Here is a 21,024-nt window from a genome sequence, read left to right as displayed (position 1 = left end):
AGAAGACGATCTGCACCGGCGTCGAGATGTTCCGCAAGCTGCTCGACCGCGGCGAGGCCGGCGACAACATCGGCGCGCTGCTGCGCGGCATCGACCGCGACGGCGTCGAGCGCGGGCAGGTGCTGGCCAAGCCTGGCTCGGTGAAGCCGCACACCAAGTTCGAGGCCGAGGCCTATATCCTGACCAAGGAAGAGGGCGGCCGCCACACGCCGTTCTTCGCGAATTACCGGCCGCAGTTCTACTTCCGCACCACGGACGTGACCGGGACGGTGAAGCTGCCGGAAGGCACCGAGATGGTGATGCCGGGCGACAACCTGAAGTTCGAGGTCGAACTGATCGCGCCCATCGCCATGGAGGAGAAGCTCCGCTTCGCCATCCGCGAGGGCGGCCGCACCGTCGGCGCCGGCGTGGTGGCGAAGATCATCGAGTGATCGGTGGTCCTGCGGGGCCAGCGGTCAGGTGACAAAGAGGGTCGTCCCGAAAGGGGCGGCCTTCGCATTTGTAGTGAAGGGACGGGTAAACTGCTTCACTACCACTGCCATCTATAAGTCGCTCTCTGTACGATAGAGCGAACCTCGTCCTCGAACCGGACTGAGCCTCTAAATTCCGAGGGAAACCGCTCATAGCCGCGATCGCGTACAATTCGATAAATGTCATCAGGCATGTAATGGTGCATAGCTAACGCGCTCTGCGGACCAGAGAGGAGCCCAAGACACCCTTTTGTCGAAGAGAAATCATCACCGGGCTATCGAATGGCCCTTTGATCGTTCTCGTCCCCGCTTGGGTCATCGCCCATAGAACCGACAGCTCCTGAAGATTAAGGGAGAGAAAGGCTTCGGTCACGAACGTCTTTCTTTGGCGCGCGAGTAGGGGTTTTTGTACCATTCGCCACCCGGCCAAGAATAAGTCCACAACCAGCAGTGCTCCGGAAAGGAACATCGCGACGACAATCAATGCTTCGTACTCAGTTGTGAATGAAGGGCGTTTCAATCCCATCGCATCGAAGGGAAAAAACAGCAGGCTCGTGCTGAAAAGTAGCACCGCGAGCGCAGTTTTCGGCGATTTCAGAACGCTGAGTAGGGCGGTGAGATCAGGCATATTTGCTCGCTCGCATTCGCGTGTCTTTTGCAGTGTACGAGCACGAGAAGCTGCCGAAAAGATGTCATTGCTCGGTCCGAACTGCTGGGAAAGCACATTCGACGTGCCGCAGTTTGATAGTGTGCTCTCCCCGCGCCCTTGACACTCGCCCCGCCATCCGCCACAAGCCGCCATCTCCGACCGGACCGCCTCCGCGCCCCCGAATCGGTTGCATCTGTCAGGGCCGCCCGCTAAGGGGGCGGCCTTGCAGTTTTTCTGTCAAAGGTCCGACGCTGGCGGCGCGTGGTGTGTCGTCAGCCTCTCGACTGAAATCCCCGCCAGAGGGATGCTTCGATGCAGAGCCAGACTATCCGCATCCGGCTGAAGGCCTTCGATTACCGCGTGCTGGACGCCAGCACGCAGGAGATCGTCAACACGGCCAAGCGCACCGGTGCGCAGGTGCGCGGCCCGATTCCGCTGCCCAACCAGATCGAGAAATTCACCGTCCTGCGCGGTCCGCATATCGACAAGAAGTCGCGCGACCAGTGGGAGATCCGCACGCACAAGCGGCTCCTCGACATCGTCGACCCGACGCCCCAGACCGTGGACGCGCTGATGAAGCTCGACCTCGCGGCCGGCGTCGACGTCGAGATCAAGGTCTGAGGAGGGCGCCATGCTTCGCACAGGTTTGATCGCCAAGAAGCTCGGCATGACCCGGCTGTTCCTCGAGGACGGCCGCCAGGTTCCGGTGACCGTGCTCCATGTGGACAACCTCCAGGTCGTGGCGCAGCGCACGGTCGAGCGTGATGGCTATACCGCCGTCCAGCTCGGCGCGGGCGAGGCCAAGGCCAAGCGCGTCACCGCGCCCATGCGCGGGCATTTCGCCAAGGCGAATGTCGCGCCCAAGCGCAAGATCGCCGAGTTCCGCGTCGCTCCCGAGAACCTGATCGAGGTCGGCGAGGAGATCATCGCCGCCCATTACTTCGCCGGGCAGTTCGTGGACATCGCCGGCACCTCCATCGGCAAGGGCTTTGCCGGTGCCATGAAGCGGCACAACTTCGGCGGTCTGCGCGCCTCGCACGGCGTGTCGATCAGCCACCGCTCGCATGGTTCGACCGGCCAGTGCCAGGACCCGGGCAAGGTGTTCAAGGGCAAGAAGATGGCCGGCCATCTGGGGGCCGTGCGGGTCACCACGCAGAACCTGCAGGTGGTCCGCACCGATCCTGACCGCGGGCTCATCATGGTCAAGGGCTCGGTCCCCGGCTCCAAGGGCGGCTGGGTCACGATCAAGGACGCGGTGAAGAAGCCGCTGGCCGAGACCGTGATCTACCCCGCCGCCCTGCGCTCGGCCGAGCGTGAGGCGAAGCGTCTGGCCGAGGAGGCTGCCGCCGCTGCCGCCGCCGAGGAGGAAGCCGCGCGTCAGGCCGCCCTCGAGGCCGAGGCCGCCGCGCAGGAGGCTGCGCTGGCCGAGGCGCAGGCGTCGATCGAGTCCGACAAGGACAGCAACGAGGCCCAAGCGCCCGTGGAGGACAAGTCCAATGAAAGCTGATGTGATCTCGTTCGCGTCGGCCGAAGCCGGGTCGATCGAGCTACCCGACGACATCTTCGGGCTGACCCCGCGCGCGGACATCCTGCACCGCGTCGTCCGCTGGCAGCGGGCGAAGGCGCAGCAGGGGACGCACTCGACCCTCGGGCGCTCCGAGGTGTCGTATTCGACCCGGAAGATCTATCGCCAGAAGGGCACCGGCGGCGCACGCCACGGCAGCCGCAACGCGCCGATCTTCCGCAAGGGCGGCATCTATGCCGGCCCGGTTCCGCGCAGCCACGCCTTCGACCTGCCGAAGAAGGTGCGCGCCCTCGGCCTCAAGCACGCGCTGTCGGCCAAGGCGAGCTCGGGCGATCTGGTCATCGTCGAGGACCTGAACATCGCGGAAGCCAGGACGGCGATCCTCGCCAAGGCGCTGCGCGAGAAGGGCTGGAAGCGGGTGCTGGTGATCGACGGGGCCGAGGTGAACGAGGGCTTCGCCCGTGCCGCGCGCAACATCGAGGGCGTGGACGTGCTGCCGTCGATGGGCGCCAACGTCTATGACATCCTGCGCCGCGACACGCTGGTCATCACCCGCGCCGGCGTCGAGGCCCTCCAGGCCCGCCTGTCGGGCGGCGAGAAGGAAGCCCAGGCATGAGCACCAAACCCGAGCATTACGACGTGATCGTGAAGCCGGTCATCACCGAGAAGGCGACCATGGCGACCGAGCTCGCCAATGCCTACGCCTTCCAGGTGGCCCGCGACGCCAGCAAGCCCCAGATCCGCGACGCGGTCGAGGCGCTGTTCGGCGTGAAGGTCACGGCGGTCAACACCGTTGTCACCAAGGGCAAGACCAAGCGTTTCCGCGGCCGCCCCGGCCGCCGCAGCGACGTCAAGAAGGCCTATGTGACGCTCGAAGCTGGCAACAGCATCGACGTGTCGACCGGGCTCTGACATCAGGCAGCGGCGCGGCGGTCCTTCCGGGATCGCCGCGCGGCGTTTCGATTTCCAACGGACTTCGGTCCATCACTTAGCGGAAGACAGAAAGCATGGCACTCAAGTCGTACAAGCCGACGACGCCTGGCCAGCGCGGGCTGGTTCTGATCGACCGCTCGGAGCTGTGGAAGGGCCGTCCGGTCAAGAAGCTCACCGAAGGGTTGAGCAAGACCGGCGGGCGCAACAACACCGGGCGGATCACGTCGTGGCACAAGGGCGGGGGTGCGAAGCGCCTCTACCGGATCGTCGATTTCAAGCGCACCAAGCATGACGTGGTCGGCCACGTGCTGCGCATCGAATACGACCCGAACCGCACCGCCTTCATCGCCCTGATCCAGTATCAGGACGGCGAGCAGGCCTATATCCTCGCGCCGCAGCGGCTGGCCGTGGGCGACAGGATCGTCGCCGGCGCCCGCGTGGACGTGAAGCCGGGCAACGCGATGCCGTTCTCGGGCATGCCGATCGGCACGATCGTCCACAACGTCGAGATGAAGCCCGGCAAGGGCGGCCAGATCGCGCGCTCGGCCGGGACCTACGCCCAATTCGTGGGCCGCGACGGCGGCTACGCGCAGATCCGCCTCAGCTCGGGCGAGCTGCGGATGGTCCGCCAGGAATGCATGGCCACGATCGGCGCGGTGTCGAACCCGGACCACAGCAACCAGAACTTCGGCAAGGCCGGCCGGCGCCGTCACATGGGCATCCGCCCGACGGTCCGCGGCGTCGCCATGAACCCGATCGACCACCCGCATGGCGGCGGCGAGGGCCGCACCTCGGGCGGCCGCCACCCGGTCACCCCCTGGGGCAAGGGGACCAAGGGCAACCGCACGCGCAAGTCCAAGGCCTCCGACCAGTACATCCTGCGGTCGCGCCACGCGAAGAAGAAGGGACGCTGATCCATGGCACGTTCTATCTGGAAGGGCCCCTTCGTCGACGCCTATGTCCTGAAGAAGGCCGAAAAGGCGCGCGACAGTGGCCGCTCGGACGTGATCAGGATCTGGTCGCGCCGCTCCACCATCCTGCCGCAATTCGTCGGGCTGACCTTCGGCGTCTACAACGGCAAGAAGCACATCCCGGTCAACGTGACCGAAGAGATGATCGGCCAGAAGTTCGGTGAGTACTCGCCGACGCGGACCTATTACGGTCACGCGGCCGACAAGAAAGCCAAGAGGAAGTAACGTCATGGGCAAGGAACAGAACCCGCGCCGCGTGGCGGAGAACGAGGCGATGGCGAAGACCCGGATGCTTCGCACCTCGCCGCAGAAGCTGAACCTCGTCGCCGCCATGATCCGCGGCAAGAAGGTCGAGAAGGCGCTCGCCGACCTCACCTTCTCGAAGCGGCGCATCGCCGGCGACGTCAAGAAGGCGCTGCAGTCGGCGATCGCCAATGCCGAGAACAACCACAACCTCGACGTCGACCAGCTGGTCGTGGCCGAGGCCTGGGTCGGCAAGAACATGACGCTCAAGCGCGGCCGTCCGCGCGCGCGCGGCCGTTTCGGCAAGATCATGAAGCCGTTCTCGGAGATCACCATCAAGGTGCGCGAGGTCGACCTCGCCGCGCAGGAGGCCGCGAAGAAGGCCGCCCGCAAGGCCCGCACGGACGCCCGTGCCGGGAACACGGCCCCCGCCGAAACCGCTGCCGAGGAGCTCGCGTAATGGGACAGAAGGTCAACCCCATCGGCATGCGCCTGCAGGTCAACCGCACCTGGGACAGCCGCTGGTTCGCCGATGACCGCGACTACGGGAACCTCCTGCTGGAGGACCTGAAGATGCGCGAGTTCATCCACAAGGAAGCCAAGCAGGCCGGCGTCAGCCGCGTCATCATCGAGCGGCCGCACAAGAAGGCGCGGGTCACGATCCATGCCGCGCGCCCCGGCGTCATCATCGGCAAGAAGGGCGCCGATATCGAGACGCTGCGCAAGAAGCTGGCGAACTTCACCAGGTCCGAGTTGCACCTCAACATCGTCGAGGTCCGCAAGCCCGAACTGGACGCGCAGCTGGTGGCCGAGTCGATCGCCCAGCAGCTCGAGCGCCGGGTCAGCTTCCGCCGCGCCATGAAGCGTGCGGTGCAGAACGCGATGCGGATGGGTGCCCTCGGCATCCGGGTGAACGTCGGCGGCCGCCTCGGCGGGGCCGAGATCGCGCGGACCGAATGGTACCGCGAGGGCCGGGTGCCGCTGCACACGCTGCGCGCCGACATCGACTATGCGCTGAGCGAGGCCGAGACGCCGTACGGAATCATCGGGGTCAAGGTCTGGATCTTCAAGGGCGAGATCATGGAGCATGATCCGCAGGCCCATGACCGTCGCGCGTCTGAATCGCAGGACGGTCCGGGGTCGCGCGGCCCGCGCCGTGACCGCGACGCGCGCTGAGAGGTAGGACACCATGCTGCAACCCAAACGGACGAAGTTCCGCAAGCAGTTCAAGGGCCGCATCCACGGCGAGGCGAAGGGCGGGTTCAACCTGAACTTCGGCAGCTTCGCCCTGAAGGCCACCGAACCCGAGCGCGTCACCGCGCGCCAGATCGAGGCCGCGCGCCGGGCGATCACCCGCCACATGAAGCGCCAGGGCCGGGTCTGGATCCGCATCTTCCCGGACGTGCCGGTGACCGGCAAGCCGACCGAGGTGCGGATGGGCAAGGGCAAGGGCTCGGTCGACTTCTGGGCCGCCCGCGTGCATCCCGGCCGGATCATGTTCGAGATCGACGGCGTGGACGACGAGACCGCCCGCGAGGCGCTGCGCCTCGGCGCGATGAAGCTGCCGGTCCTGTCGCGGATCGTGCAACGCGAAGACTGGTAAGCGCGCTAAGCGCGAACCCCATGAGGCCCCGCCGGAGACGGCGGGGCTTTTTCGTGCTACGGTCCCGCCATGAGCGAGAAACCCAGGCTCCTGTCCGGCGGCAACCCGCAGATCCCCAAGGGGGAGGGCAACGCCCCAGTGCAGGCATGGATCGCAGCCGCCCCGGAATGGAAAGGCGCGGTTGCGGCCCGGATCGACCGGATCGTGACCGATGCGGTGCCCGAGGTCCGCAAGGCGGTGAAGTGGAACTCCCCCCTCTACGGCGCGCCGGGGCAGGAGGGCTGGTTCCTTAGCTTCCACGCCATGACGAACTACCTCAAGCTCGCCTTCCATCGCGGCGCCGCACTCGACCCGCCGCCGCCGGTCGGCTCGAAACAGCCGGAGGTGCGCTACTACCATGTCGGCGCGAACGATCTCGACGAGGCGCAACTGGCCGACTGGGTCAGGCAGGCCGCCGCGCTCCCCGGCGTGAAGATGTAGGCCCGGCTTCGCCTTGACCGAAATATCCCGGGGGAGTCGCGCAAAGCGCGACGGGGGCAGCGCCCCCTCCTTTTTCTGCTTGCCGCCCCGGCCCGAAGGCACTATGGGCAGGCCTTCATCTCGAACTCCACCGGGAATCAGGGTGGCCCTGCGCGACAGGGGCTCTCCGGTGATGTTGAAAGGAAGGCGCATGAAAGCGCAGGAACTGACGACCAAGACGCCCGAGGAGCTGCGCCAGCAGCTTCTGGCGCTGAAGAAGGAGGCGTTCAACCTCCGCTTCCAGCAGGCGACCGGGCAGCTGGCCTCGACCGCGCGGATGCGCGTCGTGCGCCGTGACGTGGCGCGTGTGAAGACCGTGCTGAACCAGCAGGCGGCCGCCGCCGCGGCTTCGGAATAAGAGGGAGAGCGCCCCATGCCCCGCCGCATCCTGCAAGGCACCGTGACCAGCGACAAGAACGACCAGACGATCACCGTCCTGGTCGAGCGCCGCTTCAAGCATCCGGTGCTGCACAAGATCGTCCGCTCGTCCAAGAAATACCGGGCCCATGACGCCCAGAACCAGTTCAAGACCGGCGACAGCGTCCGCATCATGGAATGCGCGCCGATCTCGAAGACGAAACGCTGGACCGTGGTGACGGAGGAGGCCGCGCAAGCGACCGCCTGACCACGATCCCCAGAAACCCTGGGGCAGGCGGGAGCCTGTCCCCATAGGTCGGGAGACTGACAAATGATCCAGATGCAGACGAATCTGGATGTCGCTGACAACTCCGGCGCGCGCCGGGTGCAGTGCATCAAGGTTCTCGGCGGCTCGCACCGCCGCTATGCGTCCGTGGGCGACATCATCGTGGTGTCGGTCAAGGAGGCGATTCCGCGCGGCCGCGTGAAGAAGGGCGACGTCCGCAAGGCCGTCGTCGTCCGCACCGCCAAGGAAGTGACGCGCGAGGACGGCACCTCGATCCGCTTCGACGGCAATGCGGCCGTGATCCTGAACAACCAGGGCGAGCCGATCGGCACCCGTATCTTCGGGCCGGTCGTGCGCGAGCTGCGCGGCAAGAACTTCATGAAGATCATCTCGCTGGCGCCGGAGGTGCTGTGATGGCTGCGAAGCTTCGCAAGGGCGACCGCGTGATCGTGCTGACCGGCAAGGACAAGGGCCAGCAGGGCGAGATCACGCAGGTCATGCCCAAGGACAACAAGGCGGTCGTGGACGGCGTGAACATGGCGATCCGCCACACCCGCCAGTCGCAGAGCAGCCAGGGCGGTCGCATCCCGAAGGCGATGCCGATCGACCTGTCGAACCTGGCGCTGATCGACGCCAACGGCAAACCCACCCGCGTCGGCTTCCGCATGGAGGGCGAGACCAAGGTGCGCTTCGCCAAGACCACGGGAGACGTGATCTGATGCTGGATCAAGCGACCTACACGCCGCGCCTCAAGGCGTTCTACCGCGAGACGGCCCGCGCCGCCCTCAAGGAAGAGTTCGGCTACAAGAACGACATGCAGATCCCCCGGCTCGAGAAGATCGTGCTGAACATGGGTGTCGGCGAGGCGGTCAAGGACACCAAGAAGGTGCGCCAGGCGGCCGACGAACTCACCCTGATCGCCGGCCAGAAGGCCGTCATCACCAAGGCCAAGAACTCGATCGCCGGCTTCCGGGTCCGCGAGGAGATGCCGCTCGGCACCAAGGTGACGCTGCGCGGCGCCCGCATGTACGAGTTCCTCGACCGGCTCATCAACATCGCGCTGCCCCGTGTCCGCGACTTCCGCGGCGTGAAGGGCAGCTCGTTCGACGGTCGCGGCAACTACGCCATGGGCCTGAAGGAACAGATCGTGTTCCCCGAGATCAACTTCGACAAGGTCGACGAAGTGCTCGGCATGGACATCATCATCGTGACCACCGCGAAGACCGACGCGGAAGCGAAGGCGCTGTTGAAGCAGTTCAACATGCCGTTCAGCAGCTGATCGCGAGGGGATAGAAAGCACATGGCGAAGAAATCCATGATCGAACGGCAGAAGAAGCGTGAGCGCATGGTGGCCCAGTATGCCGCCAAGCGCGCCGAGCTGAACGCCGTGATCGAGAACCGCGAGCTTCCGATGGAAGAGCGCTTCAAGGCGACGCTGAAGCTGGCCGAACTGCCGCGCAACAGCTCGGCCACGCGGCTCAACAACCGCTGCGAACTGACCGGGCGCCCGCGCGCCTATTACCGCAAGCTCAAGCTCAGCCGGATCATGCTGCGCGAGTTGGGCAGCCAGGGACAGATCCCCGGCCTCGTGAAATCGAGCTGGTGAGGGAGGACGGGATATGATGGTGAACGACCCTCTCGGCGACATGCTGACCCGGATCCGCAACGCCCAGCTGCGCGGCAAGTCCACGGTCCGCTCGCCCAGCTCCAAGATCCGGGCCTGGGTGCTCGACGTGCTTCAGGCCGAGGGCTACATCCGCGGCTACGAGCGCGTGACCGCCGGCGGCCATGACGAGCTTGAGATCAGCCTGAAATACTTCGACGGCGCCCCGGTGATCCGCGAGATCGCGCGGGTCAGCAAGCCGGGCCGCCGGGTCTATGCCGGCGCCCGCGAGATCCCGCAGGTCCGCAACGGCCTCGGCGTCTCGATCGTGTCGACGCCCAAGGGCGTCATGACGGATGCAGCGGCCCGCAACGCCAATGTCGGCGGCGAAGTCCTCTGCACCGTGTTCTGAGGAAGGGAAGGCAAGCATGTCGCGTATCGGCAAACGGCCCGTCCCGCTCGCTCAGGGCGTCACGGCCAACATCAACGGCCAGACCATCGAGGTGAAGGGTCCGAAAGGCACCCGCAGCTTCACCGCCACGGATGACGTGACCCTCGCGGTCGCCGACAGCGCCGTGACGGTCAGCCCGCGTGGCACGTCCAAGCGGGCGCGCCAGCAGTGGGGCCTGACCCGCAGCATGGTCGAGAACCTCGTCACCGGGGTCACCACCGGCTTCCGCAAGGAGCTGGAGATCCAGGGCGTCGGCTACCGCGCGCAGATGCAGGGCAAGACCCTGAAGCTGCAGCTGGGCTACAGCCACGACGTGAACTTCGAGACGCCGGACGGGGTGACGATCACCGCGCCCAAGCAGACCGAGATCATCGTCGAGGGCATCGACCAGCAGCAGGTCGGCCAGGTCGCCGCCAACATCCGCGAGTGGCGCGAGCCGGAGCCCTACAAGGGCAAGGGCATCCGCTACAAGGGCGAGCAGGTCTTCCGCAAGGAAGGCAAGAAGAAGTAAGGGCGCAAGAGCAATGGCACTGAACAAGAGAGAGCTGTTCCAGAAGCGCCGCCTGCGCGTGCGGAACAAGCTGAAGGCGATGTCGGACGGGCGCCCGCGCCTCTCCGTCCATCGCAGCAACAAGAACATCAGCGTGCAGCTGATCGACGATGTCGGGGGCCGGACGCTGGCTGCGGCCTCGACGCTCGAGAAGGACCTCGGCCTCGTCGGCAAGAACAACGTCGAGGCGGCGGCCCGGATCGGCGCCATGATCGCCGAGCGGGCGAAGGCGGCGGGGGTCGAGGAAGTCGTCTTCGACCGCGGCGGGTTCCTGTTCCACGGCAAGGTGAAGGCTCTGGCCGACGCCGCGCGCGAGGGTGGGCTGAAGTTCTGATGGATGCGGGTGGCGTTCGCGCCACCCCGATGATCCGGGGGCCGCGGCTTTGGCGCGCGGCCCACCTGGATCGGCTATGACCGGCGCGATGCGCCAGATCGAGAGGAATGCCGCATGGCAGAACGTGACAATCGCCGGGGTGGCGGCGGACGCCGTGACGACCGGCGCGAGGAGAACCCTGAGTTCGCCGATCGTCTGGTCGCGATCAACCGCGTCAGCAAGACCGTGAAGGGCGGCAAGCGCTTCGGCTTCGCGGCGCTCGTCGTCGTCGGCGACCAGCGCGGCCGCGTCGGCTTCGGCAAGGGCAAGGCCAAGGAAGTGCCCGAGGCGATCCGCAAGGCGACTGAGCAGGCCAAGCGCGGGCTGATCCGCGTGCCGCTGCGCGACGGCCGCACGCTGCATCACGACGTCGAGGGCCGTCACGGCGCCGGCCGGGTGGTGATGCGGACCGCGGTTCCGGGGACCGGCATCATCGCCGGCGGCCCGATGCGCGCCATCTTCGAGATGCTCGGCGTGCAGGACGTGGTGGCGAAATCGCTGGGTTCGCAGAACCCTTACAACATGATCCGGGCGACGATGGACGGCCTCAAGGCCAACAACTCGCCCCGCTCGGTCGCGCAGCGCCGCGGCAAGAAGGTCGCGGACATCCTGCCGACGCAGGACCGCGCGCCGGAAAACCAGCAGGGCACGGACGCGACCGCGACCTCGGCCCAAGTGATGGAGGCCTGAGATGGCGACCATCGTCGTGAAGCAGATCGGCAGCCCGATCCGCCGCCCCAAGTCGCAGCGCGATACGCTGAAGGGCCTCGGCCTAAACAAGATGAACCGTACCCGCGAGCTCGAGGACACGCCCGCGGTGCGCGGCATGGTGGCCGCGATCCCGCATCTGGCGGTGATCGTCGAGGAGAAGGGCTGAGGTTTCGGCCTCTCGCCCGAGCGAACGAAGCCCCGGCCGTCATGGCCGGGGCTTTTTCGTTCTGCGAGGCAGGTACCGCGCCGGGATCAGGCGCCTGAGCATCGCTCCGAAGCGGCGGCGGAAGGCCGGGCTGTGCAGGCAGGCCGCGCCGGCGAAGCCGATGCTGGTGCCCAGGACCGTGTCGAGAAGCCGCGCCTCCATCAGCGCGGCGGTGTTGCCGCCGAGGTTCGGCGCCTCGGCGAGGATGATCGTCAGCGGCGTGATGAAGACGGCGGCGAAGCCGTAGTGGCGCACGATGGCGGTCTCGATCAGGAAGGTCAGCGCCGTCAGCGCGAGCGCGATCTCCCAGTTGCCCGCCAGCAGGCTCAGCAGCACCCAGGTCAGCCCGAGGCCGATCGCGGTGCCCAGCGTCCGGTGGACATGGCGGTTCCAGGCCGCGCGCAGCGACAGCCCCTGCATGACCGCGAGGCAGCTGACCGCCACCCAGTAGGCCTTGTCGAGGCCGAGGGCCTGCGCCAAGGCCAGCGACAGCCCGACCGCCAGGCCGATCACGACCGGGTCGATCCAGAGACCGTCGAAATCCGGCTCGGGCGGCGGCGGGATCGGCAGGGCCGCGCGGCGGCGCAGCGCGTGCAGGCTGTAGATCAGCGCCACCGCCGCCGCGTTGATGCAGCCGAGCGCAAGGATGCCGATGCGGTAGGGCAGATCGGCCAGCACCGCGGGTGCATAGGCCGCCACCGCGGCCACCATGATGAAGAAGAGGTTGCCGGGCGGGCCGATGCGGAAGTAGCGGCAGAGCATCGTCAGCGCGGTCGCCAGCAGCGCCAGCACCGGCACTCGCGCCACGGGGACGAGCTGGCAGAGGGCGCCGATGGCAAAGCAGCAGATCATGCCGAACCCGCAGCCCATGATGGTGACCATGCGGTGATGCAGCGGCGTCCTCGGCAGGTAGACGAAGATCAGCCCCGCCATGGAGGCAAGCGTCGCGTCCCCCATCAAGTCCCAGGCCGCGCCCGCGAGCATCGGCAGCCCGGTCGCGAGCGCCGCGCCCACCGGCATCTCCCACGGCCGGTCGCTGGCCCGGATGGTGACCAGCTCGCGCCACTCGTGGCGGAGAAAAACCCCGATGTCGTCCCGGCTTAATCGCATTGTCCGCCTCGCAGCCTTCCCTCAGGTGGAGGCCGGGGCGGGCCTGCCTGTCAACTGTCCGCCGCGACTTGACCCGCGCCGGGGCATCCTCTAGGGACCCTTGGTCCCGCCGCGGATTCGGCCGGGCCATCATTCAGACATGCCGTGTCCGCCCCCTTGTCGCTCCGGGGGCGCTTCCGGCCAAGGAGAAGCGACATGAAACTGCACGAACTCCACGACAATCCCGGCGCCAACCGCAAGAAGAAGCGCGTGGCGCGCGGTCCCGGCTCGGGCAAGGGCAAGACCGCCGGACGCGGGATCAAGGGCCAAACCTCGCGCTCGGGCGTGGCGCTGAACGGGTATGAAGGCGGCCAGATGCCGCTCTACCGGCGGCTGCCGAAGCGCGGCTTCACCAAGCCGAACCGCAAGGAATATGTGGTCGTCAACCTCGGCCAGCTGCAGTCCTTCGTGGATGCGGGCAAGCTGGCGGCGGGCGATGTGACCGAGGACGGCCTGGTCGCCGCGGGCGTCGTGCGCCGCAAGCGCGACGGCATCCGCCTGCTCGGCAAGGGCGAGCTCACCACGGCGTTGAACCTGACGGTCGCGGGCGCATCGCAATCGGCCGTCGAGGCGGTCGAGCGCGCCGGGGGCCGCGTGACCCTCACCGCGCCGAAAGCCGAGCCCGCCGTCGATGCGGTGGCCGAGTAAAGCGGTTGCGGCCCGCCTCCGCGGGTCCTAGATAACTGCCAACTCCCAGCGCCGCCGACCGGGGAGCCCGGTCCGGCGGCGCTGTCATGATAGAGGCATGTCACATGGCGTCAGCCGCAGAACAGATGGCCGCCAATCTCAGCTGGGGCGCCTTCGGCAAGGCGACCGAGCTGAAGCAGCGGATCTGGTTCACCCTCGGCCTGCTGATCATCTACCGGATCGGCACCTATATCCCGGTCCCCGGCATCGACGGCGTCGCGCTGCAGAACTTCATGGAGCAGGCGCAGTCGGGCATCGGCGGCATGCTGTCGATGTTCACCGGCGGCGCGCTCGGCCGGATGGGGGTCTTCGCGCTGGGCATCATGCCCTACATCTCGGCCTCGATCATCGTGCAGCTGCTGGCCTCGATGGTGCCGCAGCTCGAGCAGCTGAAGAAAGAGGGTGAGCAGGGCCGAAAGAAGATCAACCAGTACACCCGCTACGGCACGGTGCTGCTGGCGCTGTTCCAGGCCTACGGCCTCGCGGTCAGCCTCGAGGCGGGCGACCTCGCCACCAATCCGGGGCTGTTCTTCCAGGCGAGCGTGGTCATCACCCTCGTCGGCGGGACCATGTTCCTGATGTGGCTGGGCGAGCAGATCACCGCTCGCGGCATCGGCAACGGCATCAGCCTCATCATCTTCGTGGGCATCGTGGCCCACATCCCCGAGTCGGTGGCGCAGTTCCTCAGCCAGGGCCGCTCGGGCGCGGTCTCGGCCCCGGCGATCGTGCTGGTGCTGGCGATCGTCATCGCGCTCGTCGCCTTCGTCGTCTTCATGGAGCGGGCGCTGCGGAAGATCCGCATCCAGTATCCGCGCCGCCAGGTCGGCATGAAGGTCTACGAGGGCCAGTCCTCGCATCTGCCGGTCAAGGTGAACCCCTCGGGCGTGATCCCGGCGATCTTCGCCAGCTCGCTGCTGCTGCTGCCGACCACCGTGGCGACCTTCTCGGGCAACCAGGCCGCGGGCTGGATGGGGACGCTGCTGGCCTATTTCGGGCCGGGCCAGCCGCTCTACCTGATCTTCTACGCGCTGATGATCGTCTTCTTCGCGTATTTCTACACCCACAACGTCAGCTTCAAATCCGAGGACGTGGCCGACAACCTGAAGAACCAGGGCGGCTTTATCCCCGGCATCCGGCCCGGCAAGCGGACCGAGGACTACCTGCGCTACGTCGTGGACCGGGTGCTGGTCATCGGTTCGGCCTATCTCGCCGCCGTCTGCCTGCTGCCGGAGTTCATCCGCATGGAGTTCTCGGTGCCGTTCTATCTCGGCGGGACCTCGGTGCTGATCGTCGTCTCGGTGGTCATGGACACCATCAACCAGGTCCAGAGCCATCTGCTGGCGCATCAATACGAGTCGCTGATCGAGAAGTCGCAGCTGCGCGGCCGCCGCAAGGGCGGGACCGGCGGGCCGCGTCCGAAGCGCGCGCCGGCGCGGCGCTGATCCAGGGGCCGGCGGTCAACGCCGGCCCTTTTCATCACGAGGGGGAACAGGGGACATGGCCGTCAACATCATCCTGCTGGGGCCGCCCGGCGCCGGCAAGGGCACCCAGGCCCGCCGTCTCGTGGAGGAGCGCGGGCTGGTCCAGCTCTCGACGGGCGACATGCTGCGCGAGGCGCGCAGTTCCGGCACCGAGATGGGCCAGCGGGTGGCCGAGGTCATGGACCGCGGCCAGCTGGTGACGGACGAGATCGTGATCGGCCTGATCCGCGAGAAGATCGAGGCGGGGCAGGGCGAGGGCTTCATCTTCGACGGCTTTCCCCGCACCCTGCCGCAGGCCGACGCGCTCGACGCGCTGATGGCCGAGACCGGCAGCCAGATCGACGCGGTGATCGAGATGCGGGTGGATGACGAGGCGCTCGTGGACCGGGTCTCGGGCCGCTACACCTGCGGCAACTGCGGCGAGGTCTATCACGACAAGACCCGGCCGACGAAGGTCGAGGGGACATGCGACGTCTGCGGCTCGACCGATCTGCGGCGGCGGCCCGACGACAACGAGGACGCGCTGAAGACGCGGCTGCTGGAATACTACAAGAAGACCTCGCCGCTGATCGGCTACTACTACTGCAAGGGCAACCTGCGCCCGGTGGACGGGCTGGCCGAGATCGAGGCGGTGGCCGAGGCGATGGCCGCGGCGATCGACGGTGAGGCGGCTTCGCCCGCCGGACAGCGCACAGCGTGATCCCGACCATCACAGCCTTCGAGCGCTCGCCTGATCGCGGGCAGGGGCTGGCGCGCGACATGCGCGTCCGCTGGGCGCTCGAGGAGGTGGGCCAGCCCTACGCGGTTCGGCTCGTCTCCTTCCGCGCGATGAAGGAGCCCGCGCACCGGGCGCTGCATCCGTTCGGGCAGATCCCGACCTATGAGGAAGGCGATCTCGTCCTGTTCGAGTCGGGGGCGATCGTGCTCCATGTCGCCGGGCGTCATACGGGACTGCTGCCGGCCGATCCGAATGCTCGGGCGCGGGCAATCGCCTGGATGTTCGCCGCACTCAACACGGTGGAGCCGCCCATCCTCGAGCGCGAGGTGGCCCGTCTGGTGGAGGGCGACCAGCCCTGGACCGCGCAGCGCCTGTCGCTCGTCGAAGATCGCATCCGTCAGCGGCTGGGCGAGCTATCCGATCGCCTTGGCGATGCCGACTGGCTCGATGGCGGGTTCAGCGCCGGCGACCTCCTGATGATCCACGCGCTCCAAAGGCTCGAGGGCTCGGGCCTGCTGGAGGAATATCCGAACCTTTCCGCCTATGTCGTCCGCGGCGAGGCGCGCCCGGCTTTCAAGCGTGCCTTCGACGCGCAACTGGCGGTGTTCACCGGTCAACCCCGGGACGAGTGAGGCGGCAGGGCCTCGCCGCCGAGATGGCCCACTCCATGCGAAAGGGGCGGTCCATGACCGCCCCTTCCCGTCTTCCGCAAGCGCTCGCGTCGCTCAGACCAAGCGCTCGCGTCGCTCAGACGTAACGCAGGTTCGTCGCCGATTCGCGGCCGTCGCGGCCGGTCTCGAGGTCGAAGGTCACGGCCTGCCCGTCAGCCGGCGGGGCGAGGTTCGCACGCTCGATCGCCGAGATGTGCAGGAACACGTCGCGCTTGCCGCTTTCCGGCTGGATGAAGCCGAAGCCTTTGGTGGCGTTGAACCATTTCACGGTGCCGTTGGCCATCGTGAAGTCTCCTTCATGGATGCCGCCCGCAGGATGCGGCGGCCCGGCTCAGTCAGATCAAACTCGAGACTGTAGCCATAAGGAGACAGATCGAAGCAGAGATAACGTAGCCAAGTCCACATAGGCGCGGCGCAGGGGGGAAACAAGTCCCCTCTTGAGCGGCGGCGGGACGCCGCCTAAACCCGGTCCATGCGTATCCTCTTCCTCGGCGACGTCATGGGCCGCGCGGGCCGCCGCGCCATCGTCGATGGGCTCGGGCCGCTTCGCGCGCGGCTGGGCGTCGATTTCGCCGTGGTGAATGCCGAGAACAGCTCCGGCGGCATGGGGCTGACGGCGGCGCATGCGAAGCTGCTGCTCGATGCGGGCGCGGACGTTCTGACGCTGGGCGACCACGCCTTCGACCAGAAGGACATGCTGGCCGCGGCCGAGACCGAGCCGCGCATCATCCGCCCCCTGAACTTCGCCCGCGAGGCCCCCGGCCGCGGTGCGCGGGTGTTCGAGGCGACCCGCGGGCGCAAGGTGCTGGTCACGCAGGCGCTCGGGCAGGTGTTCATGCGCCGGCCCTTCGACGACCCCTTCTCGGCCCTCGACGCGGTGCTGAAGACCCATGTCCTCGGCGGCGCGGTGCAGGCGGCGGTCGTGGACTTCCACGCCGAGGCGACCTCCGAGAAGATGGCGATCGGCCATTTCTGCGACGGCCGGGCAAGCCTCGTGGTCGGCACCCATACCCATGTGCCGACCGCCGACACCATGATCCTCAACCGCGGCACCGCCTATCAGTCGGACGCCGGCATGTGCGGCGACTACGACAGCGTCATCGGCATGGAGAAGGCCGAGCCGATGCGGCGGTTTCTGACCGGCATGGCGCGCGACCGCTTCACCCCCGCCGAGGGCGAGGCCACGATCAGCGGCCTGCTGGTCGAGACCGACGACCGCACCGGCCTCGCCCGCAGCGCGGTCCCGATTCGCCAGGGCGGGCGGCTGGCGGCGACGGGCTGATCTTGCCGTAACGCCACGGTTGCAGCGCGTGTCACCCTTGCCCCCCGGCGCACGGCAACGGTAGAAGCGCCACGGGCTGCCCGACCGGCCCGCCGTTTGGGTGCTTCATGTTCGGTTTCGAGATCGCCGGTCAGGCCGGGGCGTTGGCGTCGCTGGTCATCGTCGGCGTCATGTTCGTCCTGTTCCTGCGCGAGACGCACCCGCCGGAAATAATCGCCCTCGGCACCGCCGCGGTGATGATGGTCCTCGGCCTCGTGCCCTATTCCGACGCGGTGGATGTGCTGTCCAACAGCGCGCCCTGGACCATCGCCTTCATGTTCATTCTGATGGGCGCGCTGCTCCGCACCGGCGGCCTCGACGCCATGAGCCGCGGCATCGCCAGGCGCGCCGGAGCGAGGCCCGCCCTGACCATTACGGCGCTGATGGTGTTCGTCATGCTGGCCTCGGGGGTGATGAACAACACCCCGGTCGTGGCGGTGATGATCCCGATCGTCATCCAGGTCGCCCATAGCGCCGGCGTTCCCGCGTCCAAGCTGCTGATGCCGCTGAGTTATTTCACGGTGATGGGCGGCATGCTCACGCTGATCGGCACCTCGACGAACCTGCTGGTGGACGGCGTGGTCCAGAGCCAGGGGATGCCCGCCTTCGGCATCTTCGACATCTTCCCCATCGGCCTCGCCATCTGCGTCACCGGCGGCCTCTTCATCGCCATCGCCGGGCCCAGGCTGCTGCCCGAGCGCAGCTCGATGGCCTCGCTGCTCGGGCCACGGCGCGAGATGAAGTATTTCACCGAGGTCGCGGTCCCGGCTGACAGCGCCCTCATCGGTCAGACGCTGGCCGAGGTGCGGATGTTCAAGCGCGACGCGGTGCGGGCCGTGGACGTGCTGCGCGGCGACGCCTCGCTGCGGCGCAACCTCGCCGAGGTGGTGCTGGAGCCGGGCGACCGCGTGGTCCTCAGGACCGAGATGGCCGACCTGCTGGAGATGCAGGAATCGCCCGACTTCCAGCTTGTTGACAAGCTTTCGTCGGTGGCGACCTCGACGGTGGAAGTGCTGATCTCGCCCGGCGCGCGGATGATCGGGCGGCGTCTGGGCGACCTGCGCCTGCGCCGCCGCTACGGCGTCTATGTGCTGGCCGCGCATCGCCGCAACCAGAACATCGGCCGCCAGCTCGACGACCTGGAGGTGCGGGTCGGCGACACGCTGCTGCTCGAGGGCGCGCCCGAGGACATCGCGCGGCTGGCGGCGGACATGGACCTCGTGAACGTGGCGCAGCCCGCGGCCAAGGCGTTCCGCCGCCGCAAGGCGCCGATCGCGGTCGTGGCGCTGCTGTCGGTCGTGATCCTCGCCGCCTTCGACGTGGCGCCCATCCTGGCCCTCGCGGCGGTGGCCTGCGCGGTGGTCCTGATCGCGGGCTGTGTCGATCCCGAGGAGGCCTTCGAGGCCATCGACGCGCGGTTGCTGGCGATGATCTTCGGCATGCTGGTCGTCGGCGCGGCGCTCGACCACACCGGCGCGGTGGCGCTGATCGTGGACGCGGTCGAGCCGTTCCTCGGCGGACTGCCGGCCTTCTGGACGCTGGTCGCGGTCTATCTGCTCGGCCTGTTCATGACCGAGCTGCTGTCGAACAACGCGGTGGCGGTGATCCTGACGCCGATCGCGATCGAACTCGCGCTCCGGCTCGGCCACGACCCGCGCGCCTATGTCGTGGCGGTGATGTTCTCGGCCTCGGTCGCCTTCGCGACGCCGATCGGCTACCAGACGCATATGATGGTCTACGGGCCGGGAGGATACCGCTTCACCGATTTCCTGCGGCTGGGCATCCCGCTGGATCTGGTGACGGCGATCACGGCCTGCCTGGTGATCCCGTTGTTCTTCCCGCTCTGAGGCCTGTCGCCCGCGTTGTCGGGACAGCGGGCAGCGTCGGCCCTGGTGGACGCGAAGCGTCCGTCGGGGGCAGGGCGGACGCTGACCGATCCGCGGGGCGGATCGGTCCTCCCTTGGCTAACGGTGCACGCAAATGGGCACAGGGTCCCATTTGCGGACGCGGGAGGCTTCCCCGCTCCACCTTGATCGCGCCCCCGCGCCCCGCTAAACACACCCGCCAACCCCATTTCCGGGCCGCCGCCCCCTTCCGCTCCGGCCCAACAGACCCCGCGAGGTTTTCATGGCCGGCCACTCCAAATGGGCCAACATCCAGCACCGCAAGGGCAAGCAGGACAAGCTGCGCTCGAAGCTGTTCTCCAAGCTCTCCAAGGAGATCACCGTCGCCGCCCGGATGGGCGACCCGGACCCCGACAAGAACGCCCGCCTGCGCCTCGCAGTGAAGGAGGCGAAGTCGAACTCCATGCCCAAGGACGTGATTGACCGCGCGATCAAGAAGTCGCAGGGCGGCGATGCCGAGAACTACGAGGAGATCCGTTACGAGGGCTACGGCCCCGCGGGCGTGGCGATCATCGTCGAGGCGATGACCGACAACCGCAACCGCACCGCCTCGACCGTGCGCTCGACCTTCGCCAAGCATGGCGGCGACCTCGGCCAGACCGGCTCGGTCGCCTTCATGTTCGAGCGCAAGGGTGAAATCGTCTATCCCGCCTCGGCCGGCGACGCCGACACGGTGATGATGGCCGCGCTCGAGGCCGGGGCCGAGGACGTCGAGAGCGACGACGAGGGCCACTGGATCACCACCTCCGACACCGAACTGGCCGAGGTCTCGACCGCGCTCGAGGCGAGCCTTGGCGAGAGCGAGAGCGCCAAGCTGATCTGGAAGCCGCAGGCGCCGGCCGAGATCACCGATCTGGAGCAGGCGCAGAAGCTGATGCGGCTGATCGAGACGCTGGAGGACGACGACGACGTCCAGACCGTGACGGGGAACTTCGACATCTCGGAGGACGTCGCGGCGCGGCTGTGACCTTCGACCGGGGCGCCCCCGCGCCGCGGGAGCGCCCGGCGGCCTACATCCCCAGATAGGCCTTCTGCACGTCCTCGCTCTCCAGCAACTCGGCCGCCGTGCCCTGGCCGGTGATGACCGCAGGTATCTCCGGTCGGAGATGGCGAGGCTGTGGTGCGAGTTCTGCTCGACCAGCAGCACGCCCGTCCCGGCTGCGGCGATGCCCGGCAGCGCGCGGAAAAGCTCGCTCGTCAGCAGCGGCGAGGGGCCGAGCGACGGCTCATCCAGCAGCAGCAGCTTCGGGCAGGTCATCATCGCCCGCCCGATCGCCACCATCTGCTGCTCGCCGCCGCTCATGGTGCCGGCGATCTGGGTCATGCGCTGCTTGAGCTTGGGGAAGACCTCGAACGCGCGCTCGAGGCTCTCGTCGGCCTTGGCGCGGGTGCGGGGCATGAAGGCGCCCAGCGCGAGGTTCTCCGAGACCGTGAGCGTGCGGAACAGGTGCCCCCCTCGGGAACGAGGGCGATTCCGGCCTCCACGATCCTGTGCGCCGGCAGGCGGCCGAGGTCCCGCCCGTCGAGGTCGATCCGCGCGCCGGGATGGGGCGCGACGAGGCCGGTGATCGCCTTGATGAGCGTGGACTTGCCCGCGCCGTTGGAGCCGAGGACGACCACGATCTCGCCCTCAGCGACCGTCAT

The 21,024-nt window shown here is 67.6% G+C and carries 30 protein-coding genes and 3 pseudogenes; 29 read left to right on the top strand and 4 right to left on the bottom strand.

Going from position 1 to position 21,024, the window contains the following annotated elements:
* Positions 1-431, top strand: a pseudogene (gene tuf, locus GI374_RS08160) (elongation factor Tu); the annotation flags it as partial.
* Between the two features lie 247 nt (positions 432-678).
* Here tuf and GI374_RS08155 read toward each other — a convergent pair.
* Positions 679-1,098, bottom strand: coding sequence for a super-infection exclusion protein B (locus tag GI374_RS08155; RefSeq protein WP_229582938.1), 420 nt, complete (start codon positions 1,096-1,098; stop codon positions 679-681).
* A gap of 333 nt (positions 1,099-1,431) precedes the next feature.
* Between GI374_RS08155 and rpsJ the strand changes: the two genes are divergently transcribed.
* The 21 genes and pseudogenes from rpsJ (at position 1,432) to rpmD (ending at position 11,410) form a co-directional block, all read left to right on the top strand.
* Positions 1,432-1,740: a 30S ribosomal protein S10 gene (gene rpsJ / locus GI374_RS08150; RefSeq protein ID WP_154336522.1), complete on the top strand. Its 309-nt coding sequence runs from the start codon at positions 1,432-1,434 to the stop codon at positions 1,738-1,740.
* Positions 1,741-1,750: 10 nt separating this feature from the next.
* Positions 1,751-2,626 carry a 50S ribosomal protein L3 gene (gene rplC, locus GI374_RS08145; RefSeq protein ID WP_154336521.1) on the top strand — a complete coding sequence of 292 codons (876 nt, stop codon included), beginning with the start codon at positions 1,751-1,753 and terminating at the stop codon, positions 2,624-2,626.
* Complete coding sequence (gene rplD / locus GI374_RS08140) at positions 2,616-3,260, top strand: 50S ribosomal protein L4 (protein WP_154336520.1); 645 nt, start codon at positions 2,616-2,618, stop codon at positions 3,258-3,260. The genes rplC and rplD overlap by 11 nt, the downstream gene beginning before the upstream one ends.
* Positions 3,257-3,556, top strand: coding sequence for a 50S ribosomal protein L23 (locus tag GI374_RS08135; RefSeq protein WP_154336519.1), 300 nt, complete (start codon positions 3,257-3,259; stop codon positions 3,554-3,556). The genes rplD and GI374_RS08135 overlap by 4 nt, the downstream gene beginning before the upstream one ends.
* Positions 3,557-3,651: 95 nt before the next feature.
* Positions 3,652-4,491, top strand: coding sequence for a 50S ribosomal protein L2 (rplB, locus tag GI374_RS08130; RefSeq protein WP_154336518.1), 840 nt, complete (start codon positions 3,652-3,654; stop codon positions 4,489-4,491).
* A gap of 3 nt (positions 4,492-4,494) precedes the next feature.
* Positions 4,495-4,773 carry a 30S ribosomal protein S19 gene (rpsS, locus tag GI374_RS08125; RefSeq protein WP_154336517.1) on the top strand — a complete coding sequence of 93 codons (279 nt, stop codon included), beginning with the start codon at positions 4,495-4,497 and terminating at the stop codon, positions 4,771-4,773.
* A gap of 4 nt (positions 4,774-4,777) precedes the next feature.
* Positions 4,778-5,146, top strand: a pseudogene (gene rplV / locus GI374_RS08120) (50S ribosomal protein L22); the annotation flags it as partial.
* A 104-nt stretch (positions 5,147-5,250) separates the two neighbouring features.
* Entirely contained in the window at positions 5,251-5,967 is a 717-nt protein-coding gene (gene rpsC, locus GI374_RS08115; RefSeq protein WP_154336515.1) for a 30S ribosomal protein S3, read from the top strand.
* 13 nt (positions 5,968-5,980) lie between these two features.
* The gene (rplP, locus tag GI374_RS08110; protein WP_154336514.1) at positions 5,981-6,394 is read left to right on the top strand and encodes a 50S ribosomal protein L16; all 414 of its coding nucleotides are present in this window, start codon (positions 5,981-5,983) and stop codon (positions 6,392-6,394) included.
* Positions 6,395-6,463: 69 nt separating this feature from the next.
* On the top strand, positions 6,464-6,874 hold the full coding sequence (locus GI374_RS08105; protein ID WP_154336513.1) for a DUF1801 domain-containing protein: 411 nt from the start codon (positions 6,464-6,466) through the stop codon (positions 6,872-6,874).
* A 190-nt stretch (positions 6,875-7,064) separates the two neighbouring features.
* Entirely contained in the window at positions 7,065-7,271 is a 207-nt protein-coding gene (rpmC, locus tag GI374_RS08100; protein WP_154336512.1) for a 50S ribosomal protein L29, read from the top strand.
* Positions 7,272-7,286: 15 nt separating this feature from the next.
* A complete protein-coding gene (rpsQ, locus tag GI374_RS08095; RefSeq protein ID WP_154336511.1) occupies positions 7,287-7,538 on the top strand; it encodes a 30S ribosomal protein S17 in 252 nt (83 codons plus the stop codon).
* A 63-nt stretch (positions 7,539-7,601) separates the two neighbouring features.
* Positions 7,602-7,970, top strand: a complete 369-nt coding sequence (gene rplN / locus GI374_RS08090) for a 50S ribosomal protein L14 (RefSeq protein ID WP_154336510.1) — start codon at positions 7,602-7,604, stop codon at positions 7,968-7,970.
* Positions 7,970-8,275, top strand: coding sequence for a 50S ribosomal protein L24 (gene rplX / locus GI374_RS08085; RefSeq protein ID WP_154336509.1), 306 nt, complete (start codon positions 7,970-7,972; stop codon positions 8,273-8,275). Before rplN ends, rplX begins: the two co-directional genes overlap by 1 nt.
* Positions 8,275-8,835 carry a 50S ribosomal protein L5 gene (gene rplE, locus GI374_RS08080; RefSeq protein ID WP_154336508.1) on the top strand — a complete coding sequence of 187 codons (561 nt, stop codon included), beginning with the start codon at positions 8,275-8,277 and terminating at the stop codon, positions 8,833-8,835. Before rplX ends, rplE begins: the two co-directional genes overlap by 1 nt.
* A gap of 21 nt (positions 8,836-8,856) precedes the next feature.
* Entirely contained in the window at positions 8,857-9,162 is a 306-nt protein-coding gene (gene rpsN, locus GI374_RS08075; RefSeq protein ID WP_154336507.1) for a 30S ribosomal protein S14, read from the top strand.
* Positions 9,163-9,175: 13 nt separating this feature from the next.
* Positions 9,176-9,571: a 30S ribosomal protein S8 gene (gene rpsH / locus GI374_RS08070; RefSeq protein ID WP_154336506.1), complete on the top strand. Its 396-nt coding sequence runs from the start codon at positions 9,176-9,178 to the stop codon at positions 9,569-9,571.
* Between the two features lie 16 nt (positions 9,572-9,587).
* The gene (gene rplF, locus GI374_RS08065; protein WP_154336505.1) at positions 9,588-10,121 is read left to right on the top strand and encodes a 50S ribosomal protein L6; all 534 of its coding nucleotides are present in this window, start codon (positions 9,588-9,590) and stop codon (positions 10,119-10,121) included.
* Positions 10,122-10,134: 13 nt separating this feature from the next.
* On the top strand, positions 10,135-10,494 hold the full coding sequence (gene rplR / locus GI374_RS08060) for a 50S ribosomal protein L18 (RefSeq protein ID WP_154336504.1): 360 nt from the start codon (positions 10,135-10,137) through the stop codon (positions 10,492-10,494).
* A 114-nt stretch (positions 10,495-10,608) separates the two neighbouring features.
* Positions 10,609-11,223 (top strand): 30S ribosomal protein S5, encoded by a 615-nt coding sequence (rpsE, locus tag GI374_RS08055; RefSeq protein WP_154336503.1) that lies wholly within the window; start codon positions 10,609-10,611, stop codon positions 11,221-11,223.
* 1 nt (position 11,224) lies between these two features.
* Entirely contained in the window at positions 11,225-11,410 is a 186-nt protein-coding gene (gene rpmD / locus GI374_RS08050) for a 50S ribosomal protein L30 (RefSeq protein WP_154336502.1), read from the top strand.
* 39 nt (positions 11,411-11,449) lie between these two features.
* On the opposite strand, the gene GI374_RS08045 is transcribed toward rpmD, so the two are convergent.
* Positions 11,450-12,559 (bottom strand): FUSC family protein, encoded by a 1,110-nt coding sequence (locus tag GI374_RS08045; protein ID WP_154336501.1) that lies wholly within the window; start codon positions 12,557-12,559, stop codon positions 11,450-11,452.
* Positions 12,560-12,754: 195 nt separating this feature from the next.
* On the opposite strand from GI374_RS08045, the gene rplO reads away from it, so the two are divergent.
* The 4 genes from rplO (at position 12,755) to GI374_RS08025 (ending at position 16,116) form a co-directional block, all read left to right on the top strand.
* Positions 12,755-13,246, top strand: coding sequence for a 50S ribosomal protein L15 (rplO, locus tag GI374_RS08040; RefSeq protein ID WP_154336500.1), 492 nt, complete (start codon positions 12,755-12,757; stop codon positions 13,244-13,246).
* A 104-nt stretch (positions 13,247-13,350) separates the two neighbouring features.
* A complete protein-coding gene (secY, locus tag GI374_RS08035) occupies positions 13,351-14,727 on the top strand; it encodes a preprotein translocase subunit SecY (protein WP_154336499.1) in 1,377 nt (458 codons plus the stop codon).
* Between the two features lie 55 nt (positions 14,728-14,782).
* Positions 14,783-15,466: an adenylate kinase gene (locus tag GI374_RS08030; protein ID WP_154336498.1), complete on the top strand. Its 684-nt coding sequence runs from the start codon at positions 14,783-14,785 to the stop codon at positions 15,464-15,466.
* Between the two features lie 59 nt (positions 15,467-15,525).
* Entirely contained in the window at positions 15,526-16,116 is a 591-nt protein-coding gene (locus GI374_RS08025) for a glutathione S-transferase family protein (protein ID WP_229582936.1), read from the top strand.
* A 115-nt stretch (positions 16,117-16,231) separates the two neighbouring features.
* Here GI374_RS08025 and GI374_RS08020 read toward each other — a convergent pair whose 3' ends face one another.
* The gene (locus GI374_RS08020) at positions 16,232-16,438 is read right to left on the bottom strand and encodes a cold-shock protein (RefSeq protein ID WP_154336497.1); all 207 of its coding nucleotides are present in this window, start codon (positions 16,436-16,438) and stop codon (positions 16,232-16,234) included.
* 189 nt (positions 16,439-16,627) lie between these two features.
* Between GI374_RS08020 and GI374_RS08015 the strand changes: the two genes are divergently transcribed.
* From GI374_RS08015 to GI374_RS08005, 3 genes are all read left to right on the top strand, one after another.
* Complete coding sequence (locus GI374_RS08015; RefSeq protein WP_154336496.1) at positions 16,628-17,437, top strand: TIGR00282 family metallophosphoesterase; 810 nt, start codon at positions 16,628-16,630, stop codon at positions 17,435-17,437.
* Positions 17,438-17,544: 107 nt separating this feature from the next.
* On the top strand, positions 17,545-19,323 hold the full coding sequence (locus GI374_RS08010) for an SLC13 family permease (protein WP_154336495.1): 1,779 nt from the start codon (positions 17,545-17,547) through the stop codon (positions 19,321-19,323).
* 280 nt (positions 19,324-19,603) lie between these two features.
* Positions 19,604-20,347: a YebC/PmpR family DNA-binding transcriptional regulator gene (locus GI374_RS08005; protein WP_154336494.1), complete on the top strand. Its 744-nt coding sequence runs from the start codon at positions 19,604-19,606 to the stop codon at positions 20,345-20,347.
* Positions 20,348-20,659: 312 nt separating this feature from the next.
* Here the strand turns inward: GI374_RS08005 and GI374_RS19135 are convergent.
* A pseudogene (locus GI374_RS19135) lies at positions 20,660-21,024 on the bottom strand (ATP-binding cassette domain-containing protein); the annotation flags it as partial.

The sequence above is a fragment of the Paracoccus sp. S-4012 genome (genome assembly GCF_009674885.1).
In the GTDB taxonomy this organism is placed as follows: domain Bacteria; phylum Pseudomonadota; class Alphaproteobacteria; order Rhodobacterales; family Rhodobacteraceae; genus Paracoccus.
This window is presented reverse-complemented; position numbering and strand designations above follow the sequence as displayed.